We start from the raw sequence: 22,925 nt of genomic DNA on the forward strand, positions 1-22,925 counted from the left end.
CTATGAAACAGCTATGAGTGCAACCCGCTCAGTCGGGCTTGAACGGGTTGACCGCAAACTGGATTACCCGATAGGGCGCCCGGGCGCGGGGATCGGCGTTATTCCACTGGCTGATGAAAACCCGCAACTCGTCCAGCGTCGAACCCGGCGAGATGTAGCCGCCGTACGGCTGGGCCAACCGGTTGTCATACGGCGGCGGCAGGCTCTCGGCCGGATCGGGCCACTCGTCGTGCTGGACCACCGTGGTCACCGGCGCGGTACCCAGCGATGTCGGGTCGTTGGCCACCCGTACTTCCATGTTTCCGTTGGTGGCGTTGAAATACGACAGCACCGCCTTGCCGTCGATCTGCGCAAAGCTCATCTCGCCCACCTGGTCGTCCCACAACGGTGTCGGCGGCTTGCCCCAACCTCCGCCCGGACCGGATGCCCAGCCCTGCCACCGGGACCGGTCACCGAAGTTCTCCGGTGTCACCCGGTACAACGTCACCGGGTGGTTGCGCTGGAAACTGTCGGCGACGATGTAAACCCAGCCGCTGGGCGACTCGGCTGACGGGATCGGATCGTAGTAGCCGCTGATCTGCGACTGGCCGCCGTCCTGGTAGGACGCGTCCCGTACCGAACCGGCTACTGTCTGCCAAAGTCCATGTGCTGGTTGGGCTTTCACCAATCGGGAGTTCTGCGGCGCCAGTTCTTTGGTGGTGGTGACCAGCAGGTAGTTCTGCCGGTTGATCTGCACGACGCCGGCCGGCAGCTGCGACGAACCCGGCGGGGTCGGATCGGCCAGCAGCGGCTGCCATACGCCCGTCACTCCGGTGTAGCGCACTCCTGCCGGGTCGTCGACGGATGCCGTGTCGACCCGCAATGCGATCGGCGAATACCAGCCACCGAACCCGACACCCTCGCCGGCGAAGCTGTCGCCGCAGACTTGGAGCACTTCGCTGGGGAATTCCATGAACTCGCACAGATCGGTGGCGCCGATTCCGTAATCGCGGGTGGGCGTACCGGTTCCGGCGGTCGGACCGATCCGGATCACCTGGCCCTCTGCCAGCGGCTGCAGGATGGGCTCGGGCATCGGCGCGGGCGGATCGGCGTAGGCACGCGAAACACTAAGCGGCGCAAGCAAACACAGAACGAGGAGCGCTAGGCGGGCGGGCGAGCTCACGCCCGGGTCACAATTCGGCGACCAGCAGCTCAGCGATCTGGATGGTGTTCAGCGCCGCGCCCTTGCGCAGATTGTCGCCGGCGACGAACAGGGCCAGACCGCGTCCGTCGGGAACCCCCGGATCGTGCCGGATCCGGCCGACCAGCGATTCGTCGACGCCGGCGGCGGCCAGCGGGGTGGGCACGTCGACCAGCTTGACGCCCGGGGCGCCGTCGAGCAGCTGGCGGGCCCGCTCGGGTGAAAGTGGTTGGGCGAACTCGGCATTGATCGACAAGCAGTGGCCGGTGAACACCGGCACCCGCACGCAGGTGCCGCTGACCAGCAGGTCGGGGATGCCCAGGATCTTGCGGCTTTCGTTGCGCAGCTTCTGGTCCTCGTCGGTCTCGCCGGAGCCGTCGTCGGCAAGCGATCCGGCCAGCGGCACCACGTTGAACGCGATCGGTGCGACGTAGGTTTTCGGCGGCGGGAACGCCAGCGCGCTGCCGTTGTGCACCAGCAGCTCGGCGCCGTCGACCACCGAGCGCACCTGCCCGGCCAGCTCCGCCACCCCCGCGACGCCGCTGCCGGAAACAGCCTGATACGTCGAGGCCACCAGGCGCACCAGCCGCGCCTCGTCGTGCAGCACCTTGAGCACCGGCATCGCGGCCATCGTCGTGCAATTCGGGTTGGCGATAATGCCTTTCGGCCGGTTACGCGCGTCGGCGAAGTTGACCTCGGAGACCACCAGCGGCACGTCGGGGTCCTTGCGCCATGCCGACGAGTTGTCGATCACCGTGACTCCGGCGGCCGCGAACCGCGGCGCGTGAACTCGCGACATCGCCCCGCCCGCGGAGAACAACGCGATGTCCAGCCCGGTCGGGTCCGCGGTTTCGGCGTCCTCGACCTCGATCTCCTGGCCGCGGAACGCCAGCTTGCGACCCTGCGAGCGGGCCGAGGCGAAAAACCGCACGCTGGTTGCCGGGAAGTCCCGGTCCTCCAGCAGCGTGCGCATAACCTGGCCCACTTGCCCGGTGGCGCCCACTACTCCGATGGCAACCATCTAGCGTCCTGTCCCGGCGTAGACGGTGGCTTCCTCGGCTCCGCCGAATCCGAACGCCTCGTGCAGCGCGAGCACGGCCTTGTCCAGCTCGGTGTCCCTGACCAGCACAGAAATCCGGATCTCCGAGGTGGAGATCAGGTCGATGTTGACGCCGACGCCGGCCAGCGCCTCGCAGAAGGTGGCGGTGACGCCGGGGTGGCTGCGCATGCCCGCGCCGACCAGCGACACCTTGCCGATGTGGTCGTCGTAGAGCACCTGGGAAAAGCCGATCTCCTCCTTGAGCGAGTCCAGCTTCTCCACCGCCGACGGCCCGCTGTCGCGCGGGCAGGTGAACGTGATGTCGGTCTTGCCGTTTTCGACCTTGGAGACGTTCTGCAACACCATGTCGATGTTGACGTCGGCGTCGGCGACGGCGCGGAACACCTTGGCCGCGTACCCCGGGATGTCCGGGATGCCGACGACGGTCACCTTGGCCTCGCTGCGGTCGTGCGCGACGCCGGTCAGGATGGGGTCTTCCATGGGCTTGTCCTTGATCGATCCGGTGACGACGGTGCCGGGCTTGTCCGAGTACGACGAGCGGACGTGCACCGGAATGTTGTAGCGGCGGGCGTATTCCACGCAGCGCAGCATCAGCACCTTCGCGCCGCAGGCCGCCAACTCGAGCATCTCCTCGAAGGTGACCGTCTCCAGCCGGCGGGCAGTGGGCACGATTCGCGGGTCCGCGGAAAAGATGCCGTCGACGTCGGTGTAGATCTCGCAGACGTCGGCGCCCAGCGCCGCGGCCAAGGCGACCGCCGTGGTGTCCGAGCCGCCGCGGCCCAGCGTGGTGACGTCCTTGGTGTCCTGGCTGACGCCCTGGAACCCGGCGACCAGAACGATCAGCCCTTCGTCGAGCGCGGTCTGCAGCCGCGCCGGGGTGACGTCGATGATCTTGGCCTTGCCGTGCGCGCCGGTCGTGATCACACCGGCCTGCGAGCCGGTGAACGAGCGGGCCTTGGCGCCCAGCGATTCGATTGCCATGGCCACGAGCGCATTGGAGATGCGCTCGCCGGCGGTCAGTAGCATGTCCAGTTCGCGTGCCGGCGGCACCGGGCACACCTGCTGGGCCAGCTCGAGCAGATCGTCGGTGGTGTCGCCCATCGCGGAGACGACCACGACGACGTCGTTGCCCTGCTTCTTGGTTTCGACGATGCGCTCGGCGACGCGGCGGATCCGTTCGGCGTCGGCCACCGACGATCCGCCGTACTTCTGCACGACGAGCGCCACTGTCGTCCTTTCCCGGGGTTTTGGTCGACAACAGAATACGTGGATGCGCTGAGCACCGTTTTGGGTGAGCGCTGCGGGCGCGGTAAAGTGTTCGACGTGCAGCGGGTGCTCCTTCTCGGACGCCGCGACGGGGTCTGATCGCAGACCGGCTTCCCGTCGCGGGTGTTCGCGATGCGCCGGTCTGAGATCCCTCTAGACACCCCGGAGCAATCACCGTGACCAGCTTTCCTCCCGACTCGCCTGACGCGTTTTCGGCCAGTCGCACCATCACCAAACCGGCCGGCGCGCCCAACCCCGGCCAGCCGGCCTGGAACACCCAGCGCGGATCGGCGATGCCGATCCACCGGTACCGCCCGTTCGCCGACGAAGTCGAACCCGTCCGGCTGACCGACCGCACCTGGCCGGACCGCGTCATCAGCACAGCGCCGATGTGGTGCGCGGTCGACCTGCGCGACGGCAACCAGGCGCTGATCGACCCGATGAGCCCGGCCCGCAAGCGCCGGATGTTCGACCTGCTGGTCCGGATGGGCTACAAGGAGATCGAGGTCGGTTTCCCGTCGGCCAGCCAGACCGATTTCGACTTCATCCGCGAGATCATCGAGCAGGACGCCATTCCCGACGACGTCACGATCCAGGTGCTGACCCAGTGCCGGCCCGAGCTGATCGAGCGCACCTTCGTGGCGTGCGAGGGCGCGCCTCGGGCGATCGTGCACTTCTACAACTCGACGTCGATCCTGCAGCGGCGCGTGGTTTTTCGCGCCGACCGGCCCGCCGTGCAGGAGATCGCGGTACAAGGCGCCCGCAAGTGCGTCGAGGAGGCGGCGAAATACCCTGGCACACAATGGCGGCTCGAGTACTCGCCTGAGTCCTACACCGGAACTGAGCTGGAGTACGCCAAGCAGGTTTGCGACGCGGTCGGCGACGTCATCGAACCCACGCCGGACAACCCGATCATCTTCAACCTGCCGGCCACAGTCGAGATGGCCACGCCCAACGTGTACGCCGACTCGATCGAGTGGATGAGCCGCAATCTGAAACGCCGCGACTCAGTGATCTTGAGCCTGCATCCGCACAACGACCGCGGAACTGCCGTCGCCGCAGCCGAATTGGGTTATCAGGCCGGCGCCGACCGGATCGAGGGCTGCCTGTTCGGCAACGGCGAACGCACCGGCAACGTCTGCCTGGTCACGCTGGGGCTGAACCTGTTTTCCCGCGGCGTCGACCCGCAGATCGACTTCTCCAACATCGACGAGATCCGTCGCACCGTGGAGTACTGCAACCAGCTGCCGGTGCACGAGCGTCACCCCTACGGCGGCGACCTGGTGTACACGGCGTTCTCCGGCAGCCACCAGGACGCCATCAACAAGGGCCTGGACCAGATGAAGGTCGACGCCGACGCCGCGGACACCGATGTCGAGGACATGCTGTGGCAGGTGCCGTATCTGCCGATCGACCCGCGCGACGTCGGCCGCACCTACGAGGCGGTGATCCGGGTCAACTCGCAGTCCGGCAAGGGCGGGGTGGCCTACATCATGAAGGCCGACCACGGGCTGGCGCTGCCGCGGCGGCTGCAGATCGAATTTTCCCAGGTCATCCAGAAGATCGCCGACGGCGAGGGCGGCGAGGTCAGCCCCAAGGAGATGTGGGATGCGTTCGCCGAGGAGTACCTGGCCCCGGTGCGGCCGCTGGAGCGGATGCGGCAGCGGGTGATCGCCTCCGAGGTGGACGGCGGCACCGACCGCATCGAGGCCGTCGTCAAGATCGACGGGACCGAGACCGAGATCAGCGGCACCGGCAACGGCCCGCTGGCGGCGTTCGTCGACGCGTTGAGCCATGTCGGCATCCATGTCCACGTTTTGGACTACTCCGAGCACGCGATGTCGGCCGGCGAGGAGGCGCAGGCCGCCGCGTATGTGGAGGCATCGATAGCCGGCCGGACGGTGTGGGGCGTGGGCATCGCCCCGTCGATCACCACCGCGTCGCTGCGTGCCGTGGTCTCGGCGGTCAACCGCGCATCCCGTTAGGAGCCGAAGATGCTGCACACGTTCTGGGACTTCTTGTGGTCGGCGATCGTGGCGTTCGCTTTCATTGCCTACCTGCTGATCCTGTTCAATATCATCGGCGACCTGTTCTGGCGTGACCACCAAACCTCGGGCCGGGTCAAGGCGCTGTGGGTGGCCTGCCTGATCCTGTTTCCGTACCTGACCGCGCTGATCTACCTGATCACCCGCGGTCAGAGCATGACCGTGCGGGCGCGGGAAGCCGCTGGGCCGTCACCGGCCCAGGAGATCGCGCATGCCAAGGAACTGCTGGACGCCGGAACCATCACCCCGGCCGAGTTCGACGCCCTGAAGGCCAAGGCGATCCGTTAGAACAGCGCGAACTGCTCGCCGACGTCGTCGGGTTCGGTAAAGTCCTCGACGCCGGTGCCGCCGACGACGGCGCCGACGCTCTCCATGAACTGCGCGTCGGAAACCATCGGGACACCGAGCTCGCGCGCCAGGTAGCCCTTGCCGTGTTCCGGCCGCGGCTCGTTGCAGACCACCAGCGAGGTGTCGAGGTCGACGGCGTCGGTGTAGGCCAGCCCGGCGTGCAGGATCCGCTCGACCAATTCCTCGTGCGTGCGGCTGCATTCGGCGGCCAGCGCCACCCGCATGCCCTGCACCAGCGGCCGGCCTCGCACGTACGGGCCCGGGTTGAGATACGGGCACGGCATCCGGGACGCCAGCATCTTCAGCGGCCGCAGCTCCTCGTGGGTGACACGGCCGTTGGGCCAGCGGCGGCGGGTGACCGGCCGCACCGGCAGCCACACGTCGCGCTCGCGTGCCCGCTCGAGCGCGGCGCCCAGCACCCGGGTGAGCACCAGCGCGTCGTCGAATGCGTCGTGTGGCCGGCGCTGCGCCACGCCCCAATGCGCGGCCAGCGTCTCCAGCCGCAGGTTGTCGACGCCAAGCACGAGCCGTCGGGCCAGCTCGACCGTGCACATGACCGAGTCGATGGGCAGTTCGGCGTCGGCGATCTCGGCCTCGGCGGCCAGGAACGAGTAGTCGAACGCGACGTTGTGCGCGACCAGCGTGCGGCCGTCGAGCACTTTGACCACGTCGTCGACGATGTCGGCGAACTGCGGCTGGTCTTCGAGCATGGCGGCGGTCAGGCCGTGGACGTGGGTGGGGCCGGGGTCGACTCCGGGGTTCAGCAGGCTGACCACGGATTGCTCGACGCGCCCGTGGGTGTCGAGGGCAAGCGCCGCAAGGCTGATGATCCGGGCGTGGCCCGGCCGGAAGCCCGAGGTTTCGACATCGATGACGGCCCAGCCGGTGCAGGGTTCATCGGCCGGCCGACCCCAGATCGTCCCCATAAAGGGAGGATGGCACGGCGGACCGACATCGCCGGTTCGCTGCGGCTCGTGTCGTGAACTTAAGTCACCGAGGCCGACCCGCAGCGCCCGGCGCAAGCGCCGCGCTCGCGATCGCCCTAAACTCCTGCGGGTGATCACCGCCCGTGGACGCTTGGCGCTGGCCGCCGGAGCCGGCGCGCGGTGGGCATCGCGGGCGACCGGCCGCGGGGCCGGCGCCATGGTCGGCGGGCTGGTCGCGATGACGCTGGACCGCTCGATCCTGCGTCAGCTGGGGTCGGGCCGGCGCACGGTGATCGTGACCGGAACCAACGGCAAGTCGACGACCACCCGGATGACCGCGGCGGCGCTCGGCACACTCGGCGTGGTGGCCACCAACGCCGAAGGCGCCAACATGGACGCCGGCCTGGTGGCCGCACTGGCGGCCCGGCGTGACGCGGGGCTGGCCGCGTTGGAGGTCGACGAGATGCACGTCCCGCACGTCGCCGATGCGGTCGAGCCCAGCGTCGTCGTCTTGCTCAACCTGTCCCGCGACCAGCTCGACCGGGTCGGCGAGATCAACGTGATCGAACGGACGCTGCGGACCGGGCTGGCCCGCCACCCCAAGACGGTGGTCGTCGCCAACTGCGACGACGTGCTGATGACGTCGGCGGCCTACGACTGCCCCGAGGTGGTGTGGGTGGCGGCCGGCGGCGGCTGGGCAGCCGACTCGGTGAGTTGCCCGCGCAGCGGCGAGGTGATCGTCCGCGACAAGGCGCACTGGTATTCCACCGGCGCGGACTTCAAGCGGCCCAGCGCGCAGTGGTGGTTCGACGACGAGATGCTCTACGGCCCGGACGGCCTGGCGCTGCCGATGCGGCTGGCGCTGCCCGGCGCGGTCAACCGGGGCAACGCCGCCCAGGCGGTGGCGGCCGCCGTCGCACTAGGCGCCGACCCGGCTTCGGCCGTCGAGGCTGTCTCGGGGGTCGCAGAGGTGGCGGGGCGGTACCGCACGGTCCAGGTGGGCGACCACGATGTCCGGGTCCTGCTGGCTAAAAACCCCGCCGGCTGGCAGGAGGCGCTGTCGATGGTCGACAAACACGCGGCGGGCGTCGTCATCGCGGTCAACGGGCAGGTGCCCGACGGCGAAGACCTGTCCTGGCTGTGGGACGTGCACTTCGAGCACTTCGAGGACACCACCGTCGTCGCGGCCGGCGAGCGGGGCACGGATCTGGCGGTACGGCTTGGGTATGCGGGGGTGCAGCACAGCCTCGTGCACGACACCGTCAGGGCCATCGCGTCGTGTCCGCCGGGGCGCGTGGAGGTCGTCGCCAACTACACGGCGTTTCTGCAGCTGCAGCGAAGGCTTGAGCGATGACCGTGCGGATCGGGCTGGTGCTGCCCGACGTGATGGGCACCTACGGCGACGGCGGCAACGCCGTGGTGCTGCGGCAGCGGCTGCGGTTGCGGGGCATCGCCGCGGAGATCGTCGAGATCACGCTGGCCGACCCGGTGCCGGAAAGTCTCGATGTGTACACGCTCGGCGGCGCGGAGGACTACGCGCAGCGGCTGGCGACCAGGCACTTGATCAAGCATCCGGGCCTGCAACGCGCGGTGGCACGCGGTGCGCCGGTGCTGGCGATCTGCGCGGCCATCCAGGTGCTGGGGCAGTGGTACGAGACGTCGGCGGGCGAGCGGGTCGACGGTGTCGGCCTGCTCGACGCGACGACCTCGCCGCAGGCCAAGCGCACGATCGGCGAGGTGGTCAGCAAGCCGCTGCTGGACGCGTTGACGCAGCCGCTGACCGGTTTCGAGAACCACCGGGGCGGGACGGTATTGGGCCCGGCCGCGAGGCCGCTCGGCGCTGTGGTTAAGGGCGCCGGCAACCGGGCCGGCGACGGGTTCGACGGCGTGGTGCAGGGCAGCGTCGTCGCGACCTACATGCACGGGCCGTGTCTGGCCCGCAATCCAGAGCTCGCCGATTACCTGCTGAGCCGGGTTGTCGGGGACTTGCCGCCGCTGGAGCTGCCCGAGGTGGAGTTGCTGCGCCGCGAACGCCTGCGCGGCTGACTTAAGTCTCGCGGTAACCCCGACGGACCAGGGCGGCGCGAACGCGCCCGATGACATCGTTTGGCGTGTCCCCGGCGATCACCCGGATAACGATCCAGCCCATCGCGTCCAGCTTGCGCAGCCGCCGTTGATCCTTCCGCCACTGCTTGGGGTCGCTGCGGTGGTGATCGCCGTCGTACTCGGCCGCGACTTTGTACTGCTCCCAACCCATGTCGAGCAGGGCAACCAGATGCCAGTTCTCGTGCACCGGTATCTGCGTGGTCGGATTGGGCAATCCGGCGTCGATCAGGAGCAGCCGTAGCCACGTCTCTTTGGGTGACGCCGCCCCGCCGTCGACCAAGGGGAGGGCTGTACGCAACCTCCGTAGACCGCGAGCACCCGGATAGCGCTTGGCCAGCAGCAACACGTCCTCCGCTGAAAACGGTGTGGCCCGCATGAGAGCGTCGAGGCGGGCGACCGCCTGACCGCGCGGTAGTTGCCGACTCAGGTCATAGGCGGTGCGCGCGACAGTGGTAACCGGCAGCCGTGCGACGTGGGTGACCTCGTCCTCCGCCAAACGTTGATTACGGGTTATCAGGCCTGCCGGCGGATTTGGGTTGCGCCAGATCAACTCGACGGGCTCGTCATCGTCGATCCACTTGGCGCCATGCAGCGCTGCGGCGGCTAGTCCGGCCAGCACTGCGCGCCTACCCGACCACAGCCACGCTGCCGTCGAACGCGTTCGAAGCGATGGGACTGCGTAATCGGCCACATAGACGTTGGGATAGATCGAGCGGCACTCGGTCCGCAATTGATATGGGCTCAGCCTCCCCTGCTGTACAGCCTCGCTGCCCACAAACACGTCGTCCATGGCCGAACGTTGTCACGCCCTACTGACACGTCCGCCGAGACTTAAACCATTGCGAGGCGCCCCGGCGTGTCGTCGCAGACGTTTAAGTGTCGGCGCAGCTAGGCCATCGCGCGGCGGCCCGTCAACGCGCGGCCCAGCGTCAGCTCGTCGGCGAATTCCAGATCCCCGCCCATCGGCAGCCCGGACGCAATCCGCGTGACGGTCAGGCCGGGGATGTCGCGCAGCATCCGCACCAGGTAGGTGGCCGTCGCCTCGCCCTCGGTGTTCGGGTCGGTGGCGATGATGACCTCCGTGATGTCGACGCCGTCGACCTGCTCACCGATTCGGTTCAGCAGCTCGCGGATCCGCAGCTGCTCGGGACCGACCCCGGACAGCGGATCCAACGCCCCGCCCAGCACGTGGTAGCGGCCGCGGAATTCGCGGGTGCGCTCGATGGCCTGGACGTCTTTGGGCTCCTCGACGACGCACACCAACGAGCCGTCGCGGCGCGGGTCGGCGCAGATCCGGCAGCGTTCGTCGTCGGAGACATTGCCGCACACCGCGCAGAACCGCACGCCGTCGCGAACCCTGCCCAGCACCGCGGTCAGCCGGTCGATGTCGGCCGGTTCGACGGACAACAGGTGGAAGGCAATGCGCTGGGCGCTCTTCGGCCCGATCCCCGGCAGCTTGCCGAGCTCGTCGATCAGATCCTGGACCGGCCCTTCAAACAAGTCAGGACCCCGGCATCCCCAACGCGCTGCCCATCCCGCCGGCCAGCGGGCCGAGCTGTTCCTGCGCCATCGTGGTGACCTGTTGGGAAGCGTCGGCCAACGCGCCGACGATCAAGTCCTGCAGGGTTTCGACATCGTCGGGGTCGACGACCTTGGGGTCGATCTTGACCGCGACCACCTCGCCGTTGCCCTTGACGGTGACCTCGACCAAACCCCCGCCGGCTTTGCCGTGGACCTCGGAGTTGGCGAGTCGCTGCTGAGCGGCCATCAGCTGTTGCTGCATCTGCTGCGCCTGCGCGAGCAACGCCGACATGTCGGGCTGGCCTCCGGGTTGCATGACAGTCCCCTTGCGTCTTGGTCTCGAGTTGGTTTCGCCTCAAGCTTTCGGGCGGTTCGAAACTTCCAGCGTAGACGGCGCCGCGCTACCGTGGCGCCGTGCGCGTACCTGTTTGCCTGCGTGTCGGGATCGCCATGACCCTTGCCGTGCTCGCTGCCGCTCCGGCACCCGCCACCGCCGCCCCCACCAGCATCGCCGGCATGATCGTGTTCCTCGACCCCGGCCACAACGGCGCCAACGACGCGTCCATCAGCCGACAGGTGCCCACCGGCCGCGGCGGCACCAAGGACTGTCAGGCCAGCGGGACCTCGACGAACAGCGGCTATCCGGAGCACACGTTCACCTGGGACACCACGCTGCGGATCCGCGCCGCGCTCAACGCGCTGGGCGCCCGCACGGCCCTGTCCCGCGGCAACGACGACGCACTCGGCCCCTGCGTCGACCAGCGCGCCGAGATGGCCAACTCGTTGCGCCCCAACGCCATCGTGTCCATCCACGCCGACGGCGGTCCTCCGACCGGTCGGGGATTCCACGTCAACTACTCGGCGCCGCCGCTCAACCAGGTTCAGGCCGGGCCGTCGGTGCAGTTCGCCCGGATCATGCGCGACCAATTACAGGCGTCGGGCATCCCGCCGGCCACCTACATCGGCCAGAACGGCCTTTATGGGCGCTCCGACCTGGCCGGGCTGAACCTCGCGCAGTATCCGGCGGTCCTCGTCGAATGCGGCAACATGAAGAACCCCGCCGACTCGGCGCTGATGGAAACCGAGGCAGGCCGGCAGAAGTACGCCGACGCCGTCGTCAAAGGAATCGCCGGGTTCCTGGGCAGCCAGGGCCGGGCGAGCTAAGCCTCGAGTTCCTTCTTCAGGTTGGCCAGCAGCTCGGACTGAATCTTCTTCAGCCCCAGCGGCGCGAACGTCTTCTCGAAGAAGCCCTTCACCCCGCCCGCGCCGGTCCACGTGGTCTTGACGGTGACGCTGGACCCCGGCCCGGCCGGAGCCACCGTCCAGTTGGTGACCATCGACGAGTTGGCGTCCTTCTCGATCACGGCGTGGCCGGCGACGTCGACGCTGGCCTGCACGTCCCGGACACGGGACTTGGTGGCCTGTAGCTTCCACTTGGCGACCGTGCCCTGCCCCTGACCGCCCTGCAGCACTTGGTAATCGCTGTAGTGCGAGGACAGGATTTTCGGGCGCACATTCCGGTAATCGGCCACCGCATTCAGCACGGCGTCGGGCGCCGCGTTGATCAAGATCGTACTGGCCGCGCTGACCTGTCCCATCAGGCAAGACTCCTTTGCTGTGGATGTACTGACACCGCGCGCCGCACGCTGCGACCGCCGCTTTCGGGGACTAGGGTATATGTGGTGCCTGTCCCCGAAGCCGCACTGGAGGTTCACCGGGCGGGCGTCGAGCGGTTGTTGGGGAGCTATCGCTCCATTCCCGCGACGGCGTCCGTCCGACTTGCCAAGCCCACCTCGAATCTGTTCCGCGCGCGGGCCAAACGCAGTGCGCCCGGGTTGGATACGTCCGGCCTGACGAACGTCATTTCGGTTGACCCCGACGCGCGCACCGCCGACGTGGCCGGCATGTGCACCTACGAAGACCTGGTCGCCGCGACGCTGCCATACGGTCTGTCGCCGCTGGTGGTCCCGCAGCTGAAGACCATCACGCTGGGCGGGGCGGTCACCGGCCTGGGTATCGAGTCGGCGTCGTTCCGCAACGGCTTGCCCCACGAGTCGGTGCTGGAGATGGACATCCTCACCGGTGCAGGCGAATTGCTCACCGTCTCGCCGCAAAAGCACCCCGATCTGTATCGGGCGTTTCCGAATTCCTATGGCACCCTTGGCTATTCGACACGGCTGCGGATCGAGCTGGAGCCGGTCAAGCCGTTCGTGGCGTTGCGGCACATCCGCTTCCGCACGCTCGCCGACATGGTGGCGGCGATGGACCGCATCATCGACACCGGCGGATACGACGGCGTGCCGGTCGACTACCTCGACGGTGTGGTGTTCGGCGCCGACGAGAGCTACCTGTGCGTCGGAGTACGGACCAGCACGCCCGGGCCGGTCAGCGACTACACCGGCCAGCACATCTACTACCGCTCGATCCAGCACGACAGCGGTGTCAAAGAAGACCGGTTGACCATCCACGACTACTTCTGGCGCTGGGACACCGACTGGTTCTGGTGCTCGCGGTCATTCGGCGCCCAGAATCCCCGCATCCGGCGCTTGTGGCCGCGGCGCTACCGGCGCAGCAGCGTCTACTGGAAGCTGGTCGCGCTGGACCAGCGGTTCAACATCGCCGACCGGATCGAAAAGCGCAACGGCCGACCGCCGCGGGAACGGGTGGTCCAAGACATCGAGGTGCCGATCGAACGGACCGAAGAGTTCTTGGCGTGGTTCCTCGACAACGTGCCGATCTCACCGGTCTGGCTGTGCCCCTTGCGGTTACGCGACCAGGACGGCTGGCCGCTGTACCCGATCCGGCCGGGCCGCACCTACGTCAACGTCGGCTTCTGGTCGTCGGTGCCGGTCGGTGCCACCGAGGGCGCGACGAACCGGTTGATCGAGGCCAAGGTGAGCAAACTCGACGGCCACAAGTCGCTGTACTCGGATTCGTATTACACCCGCGAGGAGTTCGACGAACTCTACGGCGGCGAGGCCTACAAAACGGTAAAGAAAACCTATGACCCGGATTCGCGTCTTCTCGACCTCTACGCAAAGGCGGTGCAACGGCGATGACGACGATCAAAGAGACTAGGGCACACGCTTCGGCCAGCGGCAAGCTGAGCCTGGCCGAGATCTTGGCGATTTTCACCGAAGGCGGTCAGCAGCCGCTGAAGTTCACTGCCTACGACGGCAGCAGCGCCGGTCCCGACGACGCCGTGCTGGGCCTGGATCTGCTGACGCCGCGCGGCACGACGTATCTGGCCACCGCGCCCGGTGAGCTCGGGTTGGCCCGCGCCTACATCTCGGGCGATCTGGAGGCGCGCGGCGTCCATCCGGGCGACCCGTATCCGCTGCTGAAGGCGCTGGCCGACAAGCTCGACTTCAAACGGCCGTCGCCGCTGGTTCTGGCCAACATCGTCCGTTCGATCGGGTTGGAGCGGCTGGTGCCGATCCCGCCGCCGCCGCAGGAGGCGCTACCGCGCTGGCGTCGGCTCGCGGAAGGATTGCGGCACAGCAAGACTCGCGACGCGGAGGCCATCCATCACCACTACGACGTCTCCAACACCTTTTACGAATGGGTGCTCGGCCCGTCGATGACCTACACCTGCGCGGTCTACCCCGACGCCGACGCCACGCTGGAGGAAGCGCAGGACAACAAGTATCGGCTGGTCTTCGAGAAGCTGCGCCTGCAGCCGGGCGATCGGTTGCTCGACGTCGGCTGCGGCTGGGGCGGCATGGTTCGCTACGCCGCCCGCCGCGGGGTCCGCGCCATCGGCGCCACGCTGTCTGCCGAGCAGGCGAAGTGGGCGCAAAACAAGATCCAGGAAGAGGGCCTTTCCGACCTGGCCGAGGTGCGCCACTCCGACTACCGCGACGTCCGCGAAACCGGCTTCGACGCGGTGTCGTCGATCGGGCTGACCGAGCACATCGGCGTCAAGAACTACCCGGCGTATTTCGGCTTCCTCAAGTCGAAGCTGCGCACCCGCGGCCTGCTGCTCAACCACTGCATCACCCGACACGACAACCGGTCGATGTTCCGGGCCGGCGGCTTCACCGACCGCTACGTGTTCCCGGACGGCGAGCTGACCGGTTCGGGCCGCATCATCACCGAAATCCAAGACATCGGTTTCGAGGTGCTGCACGAGGAGAACTTCCGGCACCACTACGCGATGACGCTGCGCGACTGGTGTGCAAACCTGGTGGCGCACTGGGACGAAGCCGTCGACGAGGTGGGACTGGCGACCGCCAAGATCTGGGGCCTGTACATGGCTGCCTCGCGAGTTGGCTTCGAGTACAACAAGATTCAGCTGCACCATGTGCTGGCCAGCAAAGTCGATGCCCGCGGCAACGACGACCTGCCGCTGCGCCCCTGGTGGAAGCCGTAGCGGCTAGCCGTTTTCGATTCGGCGGGCGCCTAATTCGTTCTGCAGTAATTCCAGCGCTGCCTCTTCGGGGTCGCGCCGCGGTGCCGACACGTCGTCTTGGCCCGCCTCAGCCAGCATGCTGTCTTCTTCGCTGGCCGCCGCGGCGGGCGGATCGCTGAGCGTCGGCGTACCGGGCTCGCAGCGCACCCGCCAGTCGACGCCCAGCGCGTCTTTGAGCGCCTCGGCGATGACGTCGGCGTTGCGTTGTTCGCACAGTCGCCTGGCCAGCGGCGCCGACTCGTGCGTCAGCACCAACGTGTTGCCCTCGACCGCGCGTACCGTCGCCCCGGCCAGCATCACCTCGGTGGTGCGGCTGCGCTGACGGACCTTGTCGCGCACCGTCGGCCACAGGGTTCGCACCGCGGCCGCGTTCGGTTCGCCCGCGCCGGGGGCCGGCGCCGGCGGCGGCGCCGGTTCAGGTGTCGGATCACGCTGCGGCTCGGCGGGTTTCGGCTGCGCTTGCGGGCGTTTGGGCTGCGCCGGGATCGACATGTCCAGCCGGGTCTCGATCCGCTCGACCCGCTGCAGCAGCGCCGATTCAGTGTCGCTGGCCGACGGCAGCAGCAGCCGCGCGCAGATGACTTCCAGCAGCAGCCGGGGCGCCGTCGCACCGCGCATCTCGCCCAGGCCGGCCTGGACCACCTCGGCGTAGCGGGTCAGCGTCGCGGCGCCAAGCCGGGCCGACTGGTCGCGCATCCGATCGAGCACGTCTTCCGGCGCGTCGACCACACCGCGTGCCGCGGCATCCGGAACCGCTTGCAGCACAAGCAGATCGCGGAACCGCTCCAGTAGGTCGGTGGCGAATCGGCGGGGATCGTGCCCGGCATCGATCACCGATTCGACCGCCCCGAACAACGCCGCGGCGTCCCCGGCAGCGAGGGCGTCGACGGCGTCGTCGATCAGCGCGACATCGGTGGCGCCGAGCAGCCCCAGCGCCCGCTGGTAGCCGACATGATTCCCATCGGCGCCGGCCAGCAGCTGGTCGAGCACCGAGAGCGTGTCGCGCGGGGAACCGCCGCCGGCGCGAATCACCAACGGGTACACCGCCTCGTCGACGGCGACACCTTCTTGCTCGCAGATGCGCTCGAGCAGCGACCGCATGGTGCGCGGCGGCAGCAGCCGGAACGGATAGTGATGGGTGCGCGAGCGGATGGTCGGCAACACCTTCTCCGGCTCGGTGGTGGCGAACACGAAGATCAGATGCTCCGGCGGCTCCTCGACGATCTTGAGCAGCGCGTTGAATCCCGCGGTGGTCACCATGTGCGCCTCGTCGACGATGAACACCCGGTAGCGCGACTGGGCCGGCGCGTAGAACGCCCGGTCCCGCAACTCGCGGGTGTCGTCCACACCGCCGTGGCTGGCGGCGTCGAGTTCGACGACGTCGATGCTGCCCGGCCCGTTGGGTGCCAGTGCCACGCAGGACTCGCACACGCCGCAGGGCGTGGCCGTCGGACCTTCCGCGCAGTTCAGCGACCGGGCCAGGATGCGCGCCGACGACGTCTTGCCGCAGCCGCGCGGACCGGAGAACAGATACGCGTGGTTGATCCGGCCCGCCGCCAGCGCGGTGGACAGCGGCTCGGTGACGTGCTCCTGCCCCACCACCTCGGCAAAGGTCGCCGGTCGGTACTTGCGGTAGAGGGCCACGGTCAGCAGGTTACCGACGCGGTCCGACGCCGGCGCGGTCCAGCAGCGACTCGGTGGCCGCCAGCAGCGCACAGGTCGCCAGCCCGTCGATCGCGTTCCGCAGGTCCGGCAGCGACGGGAATGTCGGCGCGATCCGGATGTTCTTGTCGTCCGGGTCTTTTCGGTACGGGAACGACGCCCCCGCTTCCGTCACCGCGATACCGGCGTCCTTGGCCAGCGCGACAGTGCGCCGCGCCGTGCCGGGCAACACGTCGAGGCTGACGAAGTAGCCGCCCTTGGGCTCGGTCCACGACGCGATCTTGGAATCGCCCAGCCGCTTCTCCAGGATCTCTTGCACCAGCGCGAATTTCGGCGCCAGGATCTGCTGGTGGCGCAGCATCTGCAGGCGCACTCCGTCGGCGTCGCCGAAGAAGCGCAGGTGCCGCAGCTGGTTGACCTTGTCCGGGCCGATCGACTTCTTGCCGGCGTACTGCAGATACCAGGCGATGTTGCCCAGCGATCCGCCGAAGAAGCTGACCCCCGCGCCGGCGAAGGTGATCTTCGACGTCGACGCGAAGACGTACGGCCGGTTCGGGTTGCCAGCGGCGGCGGCCAGCCCGAGCACGTCGACCTGGCGGACGAAGTCCAGCGTCAGGGTGTGCACGGCGTAGGCGTTGTCCCAGAACAGGCGGAAATCGTTTGCCGCCGTGCGCATTTGGACCAGCCGACGAACCGTTTCCCAGGAGTAGGTCACGCCCGTGGGGTTGGCGAACACCGGCACCGCCCACAGCCCTTTGATCGCCGGGTCGACGGCGACAAGTTCCTCGATCAGGTCAACGTCGGGCCCGTCGTCGCGCATCGGGATCGGGATCATCTCGATGCCCATCGTCTCGGTGATCGCGAAATGCCGGTCGTAGCCGGGCACGGGACAGAGGAACTTGACGGCGGGCTCCTGAATCCACGGCCGCGGGGAGTCCACACCGCCGTGCAGCATCGAGAACACGATCACGTCGTGCATGAACTCGAGGCTGGCGTTGTTGCCGGCGATCAGGTTGGGCACCGGGATGCCGAGCAGCTCGCCGAAGATGGCCCGCAGTTCGGGCAGACCGTGCAGGCCGCCGTAGTTGCGGGTGTCGGTGCCTTCCTCGTCGCGGTAGTTGTCGCCGGGCAGGGAAAGCAACGCGTTGGACAGGTCGAGCTGCTCGGGCGCCGGCTTGCCGCGGGTGAGGTCGAGGCTCAGCTTCATCGCCTGCAGTTCGGCGTAGTCCTGCTGGTGGCGCGCGTGCTGGGCCGCGAGTTCCTCACGGCCGAGTGAATGAAACGACACCATGCGCCTTTCACCGTCAACGCCGTGGAATGTGGGGGGACCCCGCGCACCCGCTAGAGCCCGTTGACCCTTGCTGCCTTCCGGCCCTGGGGGAGTTCACAGGATAAACGCCGCGCGGGGTCCACGGCGAGTCTAGTACCTGGGTTGGGCGAACCTGCCTCGGCTACCATGGCCGACGGAGGATTCGCCTAGTGGCCTATGGCGCTCGCCTGGAACGCGGGTTGGGTTAATAGCCCTCGCGGGTTCAAATCCCGCATCCTCCGCACTCGGTCCGCGGCGCGGCCAGGCACGATAGTCGCAGTCTGGTCGCCCCGGACCTCAGCTTGAGGAGGGGTATGGGCCGCACGGCCGCCACGCTCTGGCACGCGTTGTTCTCGCTTGCTGCCTTTGTCCTCTATTTCTTCTTCGTGTTGCCGCGCTGGCCTGAGCTGATGGGCGACACCTCGCACGCGTTGGGCACGACGCTGCGCATCGTCGCCGGCGTGGTGGTCGCGCTGGCCGCATTGCCGGTGGTGTTCACCCTGTTGCGAACCCGCAAGCCCGAATTCGGGACCCCGCAACTGGCGTTGAACCTGCGCACCTGGTCGATCGTGGCGCACGTGCTGGCGGGTGCGCTGATTGTCGGCACCGCAATCAGCGAAATCTGGCTGAGCCTCGACAACGTCGGGCAATGGTTGTTCGGGATCTACGGCGCCGCCGCAGCGATCGCGGTGTTGGGAATTGCCGCGTTCTACCTGTCGTTCGTCGCCGAATTGCCGCCGCCACCGCCGAAACCGATCAAGCCCAAGAAGCCGCGGCGACGCCTGCGTCGCAAGCGCAAGGAAGAAAAAGAAGAAGCGGAGACGGCCGAGACCGACAAGGCCGAGGAGACCGAGACCGTCGAGGAGACCGAAGGAGAAGAATCGGCCGAGGCCGCCACGGCCGAAGCCGGCGAACGCGAGTCGACGGCGCAGGAACCAGAGCCCGCCGCCGAGGAGTTGCCCGCCGCCGAGGACACCGTGGCAGCCGAGGAACCCCGGGGTGGACTGCGTAACCGCCGCCCGAGCGGTAAGTCGTCGCGTCGGCGCAGACGCTCACGCGGCGGAGTAGCCGTCGAAGATAAGTAGGGCTATCGAACTCGCCTGCACTTTCATATGCTGAGCGAGTGCCCAACACGCCGGGCCTAGGTACCGGGGATGTTCTGCAGCTTAGGTGCGAGGTCGGGGCAGTAGAAGCTGATGGCGGAGCCCAGGAATTGGTATGTCTGCACCTGGGTGGTGCCCCGCGGCAGGTTGTGCGAAAGGAATCGGGCAGACGCGGCAGCGTCGGGGTCGACACCGTCGCCGAGCCGTCGGCACGCGATCTTGGCGATATACGGGTTGTAGTCGTGCGGACCGTAAATGCCGTACCCGTTGATCTGGTAATTGAAGTCCGTGTCGGGGTCGGCATGTGCCGGCGCTGCCAGGCCGATCGCGACGGCAATGGCGACTGGGGCAAGCCTCGCTACCTTCATGGGCTGGATGCTACCGCTCATCAGCCGACCGCGTTCGGCCTCTGCGCCACCAATTCGACAGTTCCACCAGCGCATCGAGTCGCCTCCCTACCCGGTTTCCGTGTATCGCAACTTCCGATTAGAGTAGCTAAGGTTACACACAAGCTAATTAGTTGCGGTTCTTCGCCCCCGTTAAGGATGGAAGCAGCCATGACACTGTCCGAGCCGTTGCGCACCAGAGGGTAACGAGGTTATCGATGTTTGCGCTTCTCAAACGCACTTGGCTGCCGCTGGTGGTCGCGGCGGTTGTCGCAGTCGGTGTGTTCGCGGTGTATCGGGTTCACGGGTACTTCGGCGCGGGCAATGCGGGCGGCAATTCCGTAAAGTACGAAGACACCAAGCCGTTCAACCCCAAAGTGGTGATCTACGAGATCTGGGGCCAAAACGGGGCCATGGCCGACATCAATTACCTGGACCTCAACGCCACGCCGCAGCGCGTCGACGGTGCGTCACTGCCGTGGTCGTTGAAGCTGTCGACGACCGACCCCGCGGTGAGCCCCAACATTGTGGCTCAGGGCGACGGTGACACGATCGGCTGCCGAATCAGCGTCGACGGCGTCGTCAAAGACGAAAGGATCTCGAACGGCGTGAACGCCCAGACCTTCTGCTTGGTGAAATCCGGATGAGCATCTACCCCCCGAGCGACACACCCACCGACGTCATGCCGGTACCGGTCCAGGCGGTCCGCGAGCGGCTGCCGCGCTGGATTCGCCGACTGGCAGTACCGATCATCATCGCGTGGGTGGCGATCACCGTCATCCTGAATGTCGTTGTCCCGCAACTGGATGTCGTCGGCCAGATGCGCACGGTGTCGATGAGCCCCAAAGACGCGCCGTCGATGATCGCGATGAAGCGCGTCGGTCAGGTGTTCCACGAATTCAAGTCCGACAGCTCGGCCATGATCGTGCTGGAGGGCGACCAACCGCTCGGAGACGCGGCACACAACTACTACAACGACCTGATCAAGAAGTTCCGGGCGGACACCAAGCACGTCGAGAACGTCCAGGACTTCTGGAGCGACCCGCTGACCGCGGCCGGATCGCAAAGCCCCGACGGCAAAGCCGCTTACGTCCAGGTGTATCTCGCCGGTAACCAGGGCGAGAGTCTGGCCAACGAGTCCGTCGAGGCCGTCCAGGACATTCTCAAGCACAACCCGCCACCGCCTGGCATACACGTCTACGCGACCGGCGCGGCCCCGCTTCTGGCCGATCAGCACCTCGCCGGCGACCGCAGCCTGAAGCTCATCACCGGGCTCACCTTCCTGGTGATCATCGTCATGCTGCTGTTCGTCTACCGGTCGGTCATCACGGTATTGCTGGTGATGGCGATGGTCTTTCTGGAGCTGGCCGCCGCCCGCGGTGTGGTCGCATTTTTGGGCTACCACAACATCATTGGGCTGTCGACGTTCGCGGTCAACCTGCTGGTGATGCTGGCGATTGCGGCGGCGACGGACTATGCGATCTTCTTGTTCGGCCGGTATCAGGAGGCCCGCACCAACGGCGAGGATCGCGAGTCGGCGTTCTACACGATGTACCGCGGGACGGGCCATGTGATCCTCGGCTCGGGCCTGACGATCGCCGGCGCAACCTTCTGCCTGCGCTTCACCCGGCTGCCGTATTTCCAGAGTCTCGGTGTCCCGTTGGCGATCGGCATGCTCGTCGTGGTGTTCGCCGCGCTGACCCTGGGCGCGGGTGTCGTAGCGGTGGCAAGCCATTTCGGCTTACTGGAGCCAAGGCGAGCGATGCGGATCCGCGGCTGGCGGAAGATCGGCGCGGCGGTGGTGCGCTGGCCGGGGCCCGTCCTGGCCGCCACCGTGGCGATCGCGCTCGTCGGCCTGATCACTCTGCCGAGTTACCGGCCCGGCTACGACAACCGCAATTACATGCCGTCCGACATTCCGGCGAATGTCGGATATGCCGCCGCGGACCGGCACTTCTCACAGGCCCGGATGAACCCGGAATTGCTGCTCATCGAAACCGACCACGATATGCGTAATCCCGCGGATTTCCTGGTGATCGACAAAGTGGCCAAGGCGGTCTTCCGGACGTCCGGAATCGGGCGTGTGCAGGCAATTACCAGACCGCAGGGCACCCCGATCAATCATTCGACCATCCCCTTCATGATCAGCATGCAGGGCACCACCCAGCAACTGAACATGAAATACATGCTCGACCGCATGGACGACATGCTGGTGCAGGCCGATGAAATGCAGAAGACCATCAACAACATGGAAAAGATGCTCGACATCACCAGGCAGATGGCGGACACCACACACAGCATGGTCGGCAAGATGCACGAGATGGAGGGCCACATCCAGGACCTGCGGCAGAACATGGCGGACTTCGAAGATATGTGGCGGCCCATCCGCAGCTACTTCTATTGGGAGAAGCACTGCTACGACATCCCGATCTGCTGGTCGCTGCGGTCGGTTTTCGACGCTCTCGACGGCGTCGACATCATGACCGACGACATCCAGAACCTGATGCCGGACATGGACCGGCTGGACACCTTGATGCCGCAGATGCTCACGATCATGCCGCCGATGATCGCCACTATGCAGACGATGAAGACCATGATGCTGACCATGCAGCAGACCATGGGCGGGCTGCAGCATCAGATGCAGGCGATGATGGACAACCAGTCGGCGATGGGTCACGCGTTCGACGATGCGAAAAACGACGATTCGTTCTATCTGCCCCCGGAGGCCTTCGACAACCCCGATTTCAAGCGCGGCCTGAAGATGTTCTTATCGCCGGACGGCCATGCGGTCCGGATGATCATCTCGCACGAGGGCGATCCCGCGTCGCCCGAAGGCATTTCGCACGTCGAGCCGATCAAACACGCCGTCCACGAGGCCATCAAGGGCACCCCGTTGGAGGGCTCCAAGGTCTACCTGGGTGGCACAGCAGCCATCTACAAAGACATGTCCACCGGGTCCATGTATGACTTGCTGATCGCCGGAATTGCCGCGCTGTGCCTGATTTTCATCGTGATGCTGGTGATCACCCGAAGTATCATCGGCGCCGCCGTCATCGTTGGCACCGTGCTGCTGTCGCTGGGCAGTGCGTTCGGGCTGTCGGTGCTGATCTGGCAACACATCGTCGGGCTCGACGTGCACTGGATGGTGCTGGCGATGTCGGTGATCATCCTGCTGGCGGTCGGTTCGGACTACAACCTGCTGTTGGTGGCGCGGTTCAAGGAAGAAATCCACGCCGGACTGAAGACCGGCATCATCCGGTCGATGGGCGGCAGCGGTTCGGTCGTCACGTCGGCGGGTCTGGTGTTCGCGTTCACGATGATGGCGATGGTCGTCAGCGACCTGCGCGTCATCGGGCAGGTCGGCACGACGATCGGGCTGGGTCTGCTGTTCGACACGCTGATCGTGCGCTCGTTCATGACGCCGGCAATCGCCGCGCTGCTCGGCCGCTGGTTCTGGTGGCCGCAGAAGGTGCGCCCACGGCCGGCCAGCGCCTTGCTTCGGCCGTACCCGCCGCGACCAGTGGTGCGCGAGTTGCTGACGAGCGATTCCCGCTGACGGATCCTAGGTTGCGCTTTTGCCAGAGTGCCTGAAAAGCACACGG

At 67.0% G+C, this 22,925-nt stretch carries 21 protein-coding genes, 1 tRNA gene and 1 other RNA gene; 11 read left to right on the plus strand and 12 right to left on the minus strand.

Translation table 11 applies throughout. The features are described 5' to 3' along the window. Positions 1-28 precede the first annotated feature (28 nt). From AWC14_RS00995 to AWC14_RS01005, 3 genes are all read right to left on the minus strand, one after another. Positions 29-1,072 carry a DUF4185 domain-containing protein gene (locus tag AWC14_RS00995; RefSeq protein WP_142281491.1) on the minus strand — a complete coding sequence of 348 codons (1,044 nt, stop codon included), beginning with the start codon at positions 1,070-1,072 and terminating at the stop codon, positions 29-31. A gap of 97 nt (positions 1,073-1,169) precedes the next feature. Further along, positions 1,170-2,201: an aspartate-semialdehyde dehydrogenase gene (locus tag AWC14_RS01000; protein ID WP_045376009.1), complete on the minus strand. Its 1,032-nt coding sequence runs from the start codon at positions 2,199-2,201 to the stop codon at positions 1,170-1,172. Then, positions 2,202-3,467 (minus strand): aspartate kinase, encoded by a 1,266-nt coding sequence (locus tag AWC14_RS01005; RefSeq protein WP_045376012.1) that lies wholly within the window; start codon positions 3,465-3,467, stop codon positions 2,202-2,204. It lies immediately after the preceding gene. Positions 3,468-3,682: 215 nt separating this feature from the next. Between AWC14_RS01005 and leuA the strand changes: the two genes are divergently transcribed. Then, on the plus strand, positions 3,683-5,491 hold the full coding sequence (gene leuA / locus AWC14_RS01010; RefSeq protein WP_428838926.1) for a 2-isopropylmalate synthase: 1,809 nt from the start codon (positions 3,683-3,685) through the stop codon (positions 5,489-5,491). A gap of 9 nt (positions 5,492-5,500) precedes the next feature. Then, positions 5,501-5,839, plus strand: a complete 339-nt coding sequence (locus AWC14_RS01015) for an SHOCT domain-containing protein (RefSeq protein WP_045376017.1) — start codon at positions 5,501-5,503, stop codon at positions 5,837-5,839. Here the strand turns inward: AWC14_RS01015 and AWC14_RS01020 are convergent. Next, the gene (locus AWC14_RS01020; RefSeq protein ID WP_045376020.1) at positions 5,836-6,825 is read right to left on the minus strand and encodes a DEDDh family exonuclease; all 990 of its coding nucleotides are present in this window, start codon (positions 6,823-6,825) and stop codon (positions 5,836-5,838) included. The two genes, AWC14_RS01015 and AWC14_RS01020, sit on opposite strands and share 4 nt — an antisense overlap. Positions 6,826-6,955: 130 nt before the next feature. Here AWC14_RS01020 and AWC14_RS01025 point away from each other — a divergent pair, with 130 nt between their 5' ends. Both AWC14_RS01025 and AWC14_RS01030 read left to right on the plus strand, forming a co-directional pair. Next, positions 6,956-8,179, plus strand: coding sequence for a Mur ligase family protein (locus tag AWC14_RS01025; protein WP_045376023.1), 1,224 nt, complete (start codon positions 6,956-6,958; stop codon positions 8,177-8,179). Next, positions 8,176-8,871 (plus strand): type 1 glutamine amidotransferase, encoded by a 696-nt coding sequence (locus AWC14_RS01030; protein ID WP_045376026.1) that lies wholly within the window; start codon positions 8,176-8,178, stop codon positions 8,869-8,871. Before AWC14_RS01025 ends, AWC14_RS01030 begins: the two co-directional genes overlap by 4 nt. 1 nt (position 8,872) lies before the next feature. Here the strand turns inward: AWC14_RS01030 and AWC14_RS01035 are convergent, their stop codons facing one another. From AWC14_RS01035 to AWC14_RS01045, 3 genes are all read right to left on the minus strand, one after another. Further along, positions 8,873-9,721, minus strand: a complete 849-nt coding sequence (locus tag AWC14_RS01035) for a PDDEXK family nuclease (protein ID WP_045376029.1) — start codon at positions 9,719-9,721, stop codon at positions 8,873-8,875. Between the two features lie 98 nt (positions 9,722-9,819). Next, positions 9,820-10,431 (minus strand): recombination mediator RecR, encoded by a 612-nt coding sequence (recR, locus tag AWC14_RS01040; protein WP_045376032.1) that lies wholly within the window; start codon positions 10,429-10,431, stop codon positions 9,820-9,822. A gap of 1 nt (position 10,432) precedes the next feature. Then, complete coding sequence (locus AWC14_RS01045) at positions 10,433-10,768, minus strand: YbaB/EbfC family nucleoid-associated protein (protein WP_057003343.1); 336 nt, start codon at positions 10,766-10,768, stop codon at positions 10,433-10,435. Between the two features lie 134 nt (positions 10,769-10,902). Between AWC14_RS01045 and AWC14_RS01050 the strand changes: the two genes are divergently transcribed. Further along, positions 10,903-11,616, plus strand: a complete 714-nt coding sequence (locus AWC14_RS01050) for an Rv3717 family N-acetylmuramoyl-L-alanine amidase (protein ID WP_045376037.1) — start codon at positions 10,903-10,905, stop codon at positions 11,614-11,616. Here the strand turns inward: AWC14_RS01050 and AWC14_RS01055 are convergent. Then, a complete protein-coding gene (locus AWC14_RS01055; RefSeq protein WP_045376040.1) occupies positions 11,613-12,050 on the minus strand; it encodes an SRPBCC family protein in 438 nt (145 codons plus the stop codon). The two genes, AWC14_RS01050 and AWC14_RS01055, sit on opposite strands and share 4 nt — an antisense overlap. 81 nt (positions 12,051-12,131) lie before the next feature. On the opposite strand from AWC14_RS01055, the gene AWC14_RS01060 reads away from it, so the two are divergent. Together AWC14_RS01060 and AWC14_RS01065 are read left to right on the plus strand one after the other, a co-directional pair. After that, on the plus strand, positions 12,132-13,511 hold the full coding sequence (locus AWC14_RS01060; protein ID WP_045376043.1) for an FAD-binding oxidoreductase: 1,380 nt from the start codon (positions 12,132-12,134) through the stop codon (positions 13,509-13,511). Then, the gene (locus AWC14_RS01065; protein WP_045376046.1) at positions 13,508-14,824 is read left to right on the plus strand and encodes a class I SAM-dependent methyltransferase; all 1,317 of its coding nucleotides are present in this window, start codon (positions 13,508-13,510) and stop codon (positions 14,822-14,824) included. The genes AWC14_RS01060 and AWC14_RS01065 overlap by 4 nt, the downstream gene beginning before the upstream one ends. Positions 14,825-14,827: 3 nt before the next feature. Here the strand turns inward: AWC14_RS01065 and AWC14_RS01070 are convergent, their stop codons facing one another. The 3 genes from AWC14_RS01070 to ffs all read right to left on the minus strand — a co-directional run bounded on the left by AWC14_RS01070 (position 14,828) and on the right by ffs (position 17,939). Then, positions 14,828-16,507, minus strand: a complete 1,680-nt coding sequence (locus AWC14_RS01070) for a DNA polymerase III subunits gamma/tau (RefSeq protein ID WP_045376185.1) — start codon at positions 16,505-16,507, stop codon at positions 14,828-14,830. A 10-nt stretch (positions 16,508-16,517) separates the two neighbouring features. Further along, positions 16,518-17,813, minus strand: a complete 1,296-nt coding sequence (locus tag AWC14_RS01075; protein ID WP_142281497.1) for an aspartate aminotransferase type Ic — start codon at positions 17,811-17,813, stop codon at positions 16,518-16,520. Positions 17,814-17,844: 31 nt separating this feature from the next. Beyond that, an RNA gene (ffs, locus tag AWC14_RS01080) (signal recognition particle sRNA small type) lies at positions 17,845-17,939 on the minus strand. Positions 17,940-17,990: 51 nt separating this feature from the next. Here ffs and AWC14_RS01085 point away from each other — a divergent pair. Continuing rightward, positions 17,991-18,076, plus strand: a tRNA-Ser gene (locus AWC14_RS01085). A 72-nt stretch (positions 18,077-18,148) separates the two neighbouring features. Then, entirely contained in the window at positions 18,149-18,919 is a 771-nt protein-coding gene (lucA, locus tag AWC14_RS01090; protein WP_045376050.1) for a lipid uptake coordinator LucA, read from the plus strand. A 56-nt stretch (positions 18,920-18,975) separates the two neighbouring features. On the opposite strand, the gene AWC14_RS01095 is transcribed toward lucA, so the two are convergent. After that, the gene (locus tag AWC14_RS01095; RefSeq protein WP_045376053.1) at positions 18,976-19,305 is read right to left on the minus strand and encodes a DUF732 domain-containing protein; all 330 of its coding nucleotides are present in this window, start codon (positions 19,303-19,305) and stop codon (positions 18,976-18,978) included. Positions 19,306-19,541: 236 nt separating this feature from the next. On the opposite strand from AWC14_RS01095, the gene AWC14_RS01100 reads away from it, so the two are divergent. Both AWC14_RS01100 and AWC14_RS01105 read left to right on the plus strand, forming a co-directional pair. Then, positions 19,542-19,970, plus strand: a complete 429-nt coding sequence (locus tag AWC14_RS01100; RefSeq protein WP_045376056.1) for an MmpS family transport accessory protein — start codon at positions 19,542-19,544, stop codon at positions 19,968-19,970. Beyond that, entirely contained in the window at positions 19,967-22,879 is a 2,913-nt protein-coding gene (locus tag AWC14_RS01105) for an MMPL/RND family transporter (protein ID WP_045376059.1), read from the plus strand. Before AWC14_RS01100 ends, AWC14_RS01105 begins: the two co-directional genes overlap by 4 nt. The last annotated feature ends 46 nt before the right edge of the window (positions 22,880-22,925 follow it).

Origin of the sequence: Mycobacterium kyorinense (genome assembly GCF_002101735.1) — a bacterium.
Lineage (GTDB): Bacteria > Actinomycetota > Actinomycetes > Mycobacteriales > Mycobacteriaceae > Mycobacterium > Mycobacterium kyorinense.

What these genes read in the sequence shown, in the direction of transcription:
- AWC14_RS00995 (WP_142281491.1), bottom strand. Translation starts at nt 1,072, where the DNA reads ATGCCCGAGCCCATCCTGCAGCCGCTGGCAGAGGGCCAGGTGATCCGG.
- AWC14_RS01000 (WP_045376009.1), bottom strand. Translation starts at nt 2,201, where the DNA reads ATGGTTGCCATCGGAGTAGTGGGCGCCACCGGGCAAGTGGGCCAGGTT.
- AWC14_RS01015 (WP_045376017.1), top strand. Translation starts at nt 5,501, where the DNA reads ATGCTGCACACGTTCTGGGACTTCTTGTGGTCGGCGATCGTGGCGTTC.
- AWC14_RS01020 (WP_045376020.1), bottom strand. Translation starts at nt 6,825, where the DNA reads ATGGGGACGATCTGGGGTCGGCCGGCCGATGAACCCTGCACCGGCTGG.
- AWC14_RS01030 (WP_045376026.1), top strand. Translation starts at nt 8,176, where the DNA reads ATGACCGTGCGGATCGGGCTGGTGCTGCCCGACGTGATGGGCACCTAC.
- AWC14_RS01035 (WP_045376029.1), bottom strand. Translation starts at nt 9,721, where the DNA reads ATGGACGACGTGTTTGTGGGCAGCGAGGCTGTACAGCAGGGGAGGCTG.
- AWC14_RS01045 (WP_057003343.1), bottom strand. Translation starts at nt 10,768, where the DNA reads ATGCAACCCGGAGGCCAGCCCGACATGTCGGCGTTGCTCGCGCAGGCG.
- AWC14_RS01050 (WP_045376037.1), top strand. Translation starts at nt 10,903, where the DNA reads ATGACCCTTGCCGTGCTCGCTGCCGCTCCGGCACCCGCCACCGCCGCC.
- AWC14_RS01055 (WP_045376040.1), bottom strand. Translation starts at nt 12,050, where the DNA reads ATGGGACAGGTCAGCGCGGCCAGTACGATCTTGATCAACGCGGCGCCC.
- AWC14_RS01065 (WP_045376046.1), top strand. Translation starts at nt 13,508, where the DNA reads ATGACGACGATCAAAGAGACTAGGGCACACGCTTCGGCCAGCGGCAAG.
- lucA (WP_045376050.1), top strand. Translation starts at nt 18,149, where the DNA reads ATGGGCCGCACGGCCGCCACGCTCTGGCACGCGTTGTTCTCGCTTGCT.
- AWC14_RS01095 (WP_045376053.1), bottom strand. Translation starts at nt 19,305, where the DNA reads ATGAAGGTAGCGAGGCTTGCCCCAGTCGCCATTGCCGTCGCGATCGGC.
- AWC14_RS01100 (WP_045376056.1), top strand. Translation starts at nt 19,542, where the DNA reads ATGTTTGCGCTTCTCAAACGCACTTGGCTGCCGCTGGTGGTCGCGGCG.
- AWC14_RS01105 (WP_045376059.1), top strand. Translation starts at nt 19,967, where the DNA reads ATGAGCATCTACCCCCCGAGCGACACACCCACCGACGTCATGCCGGTA.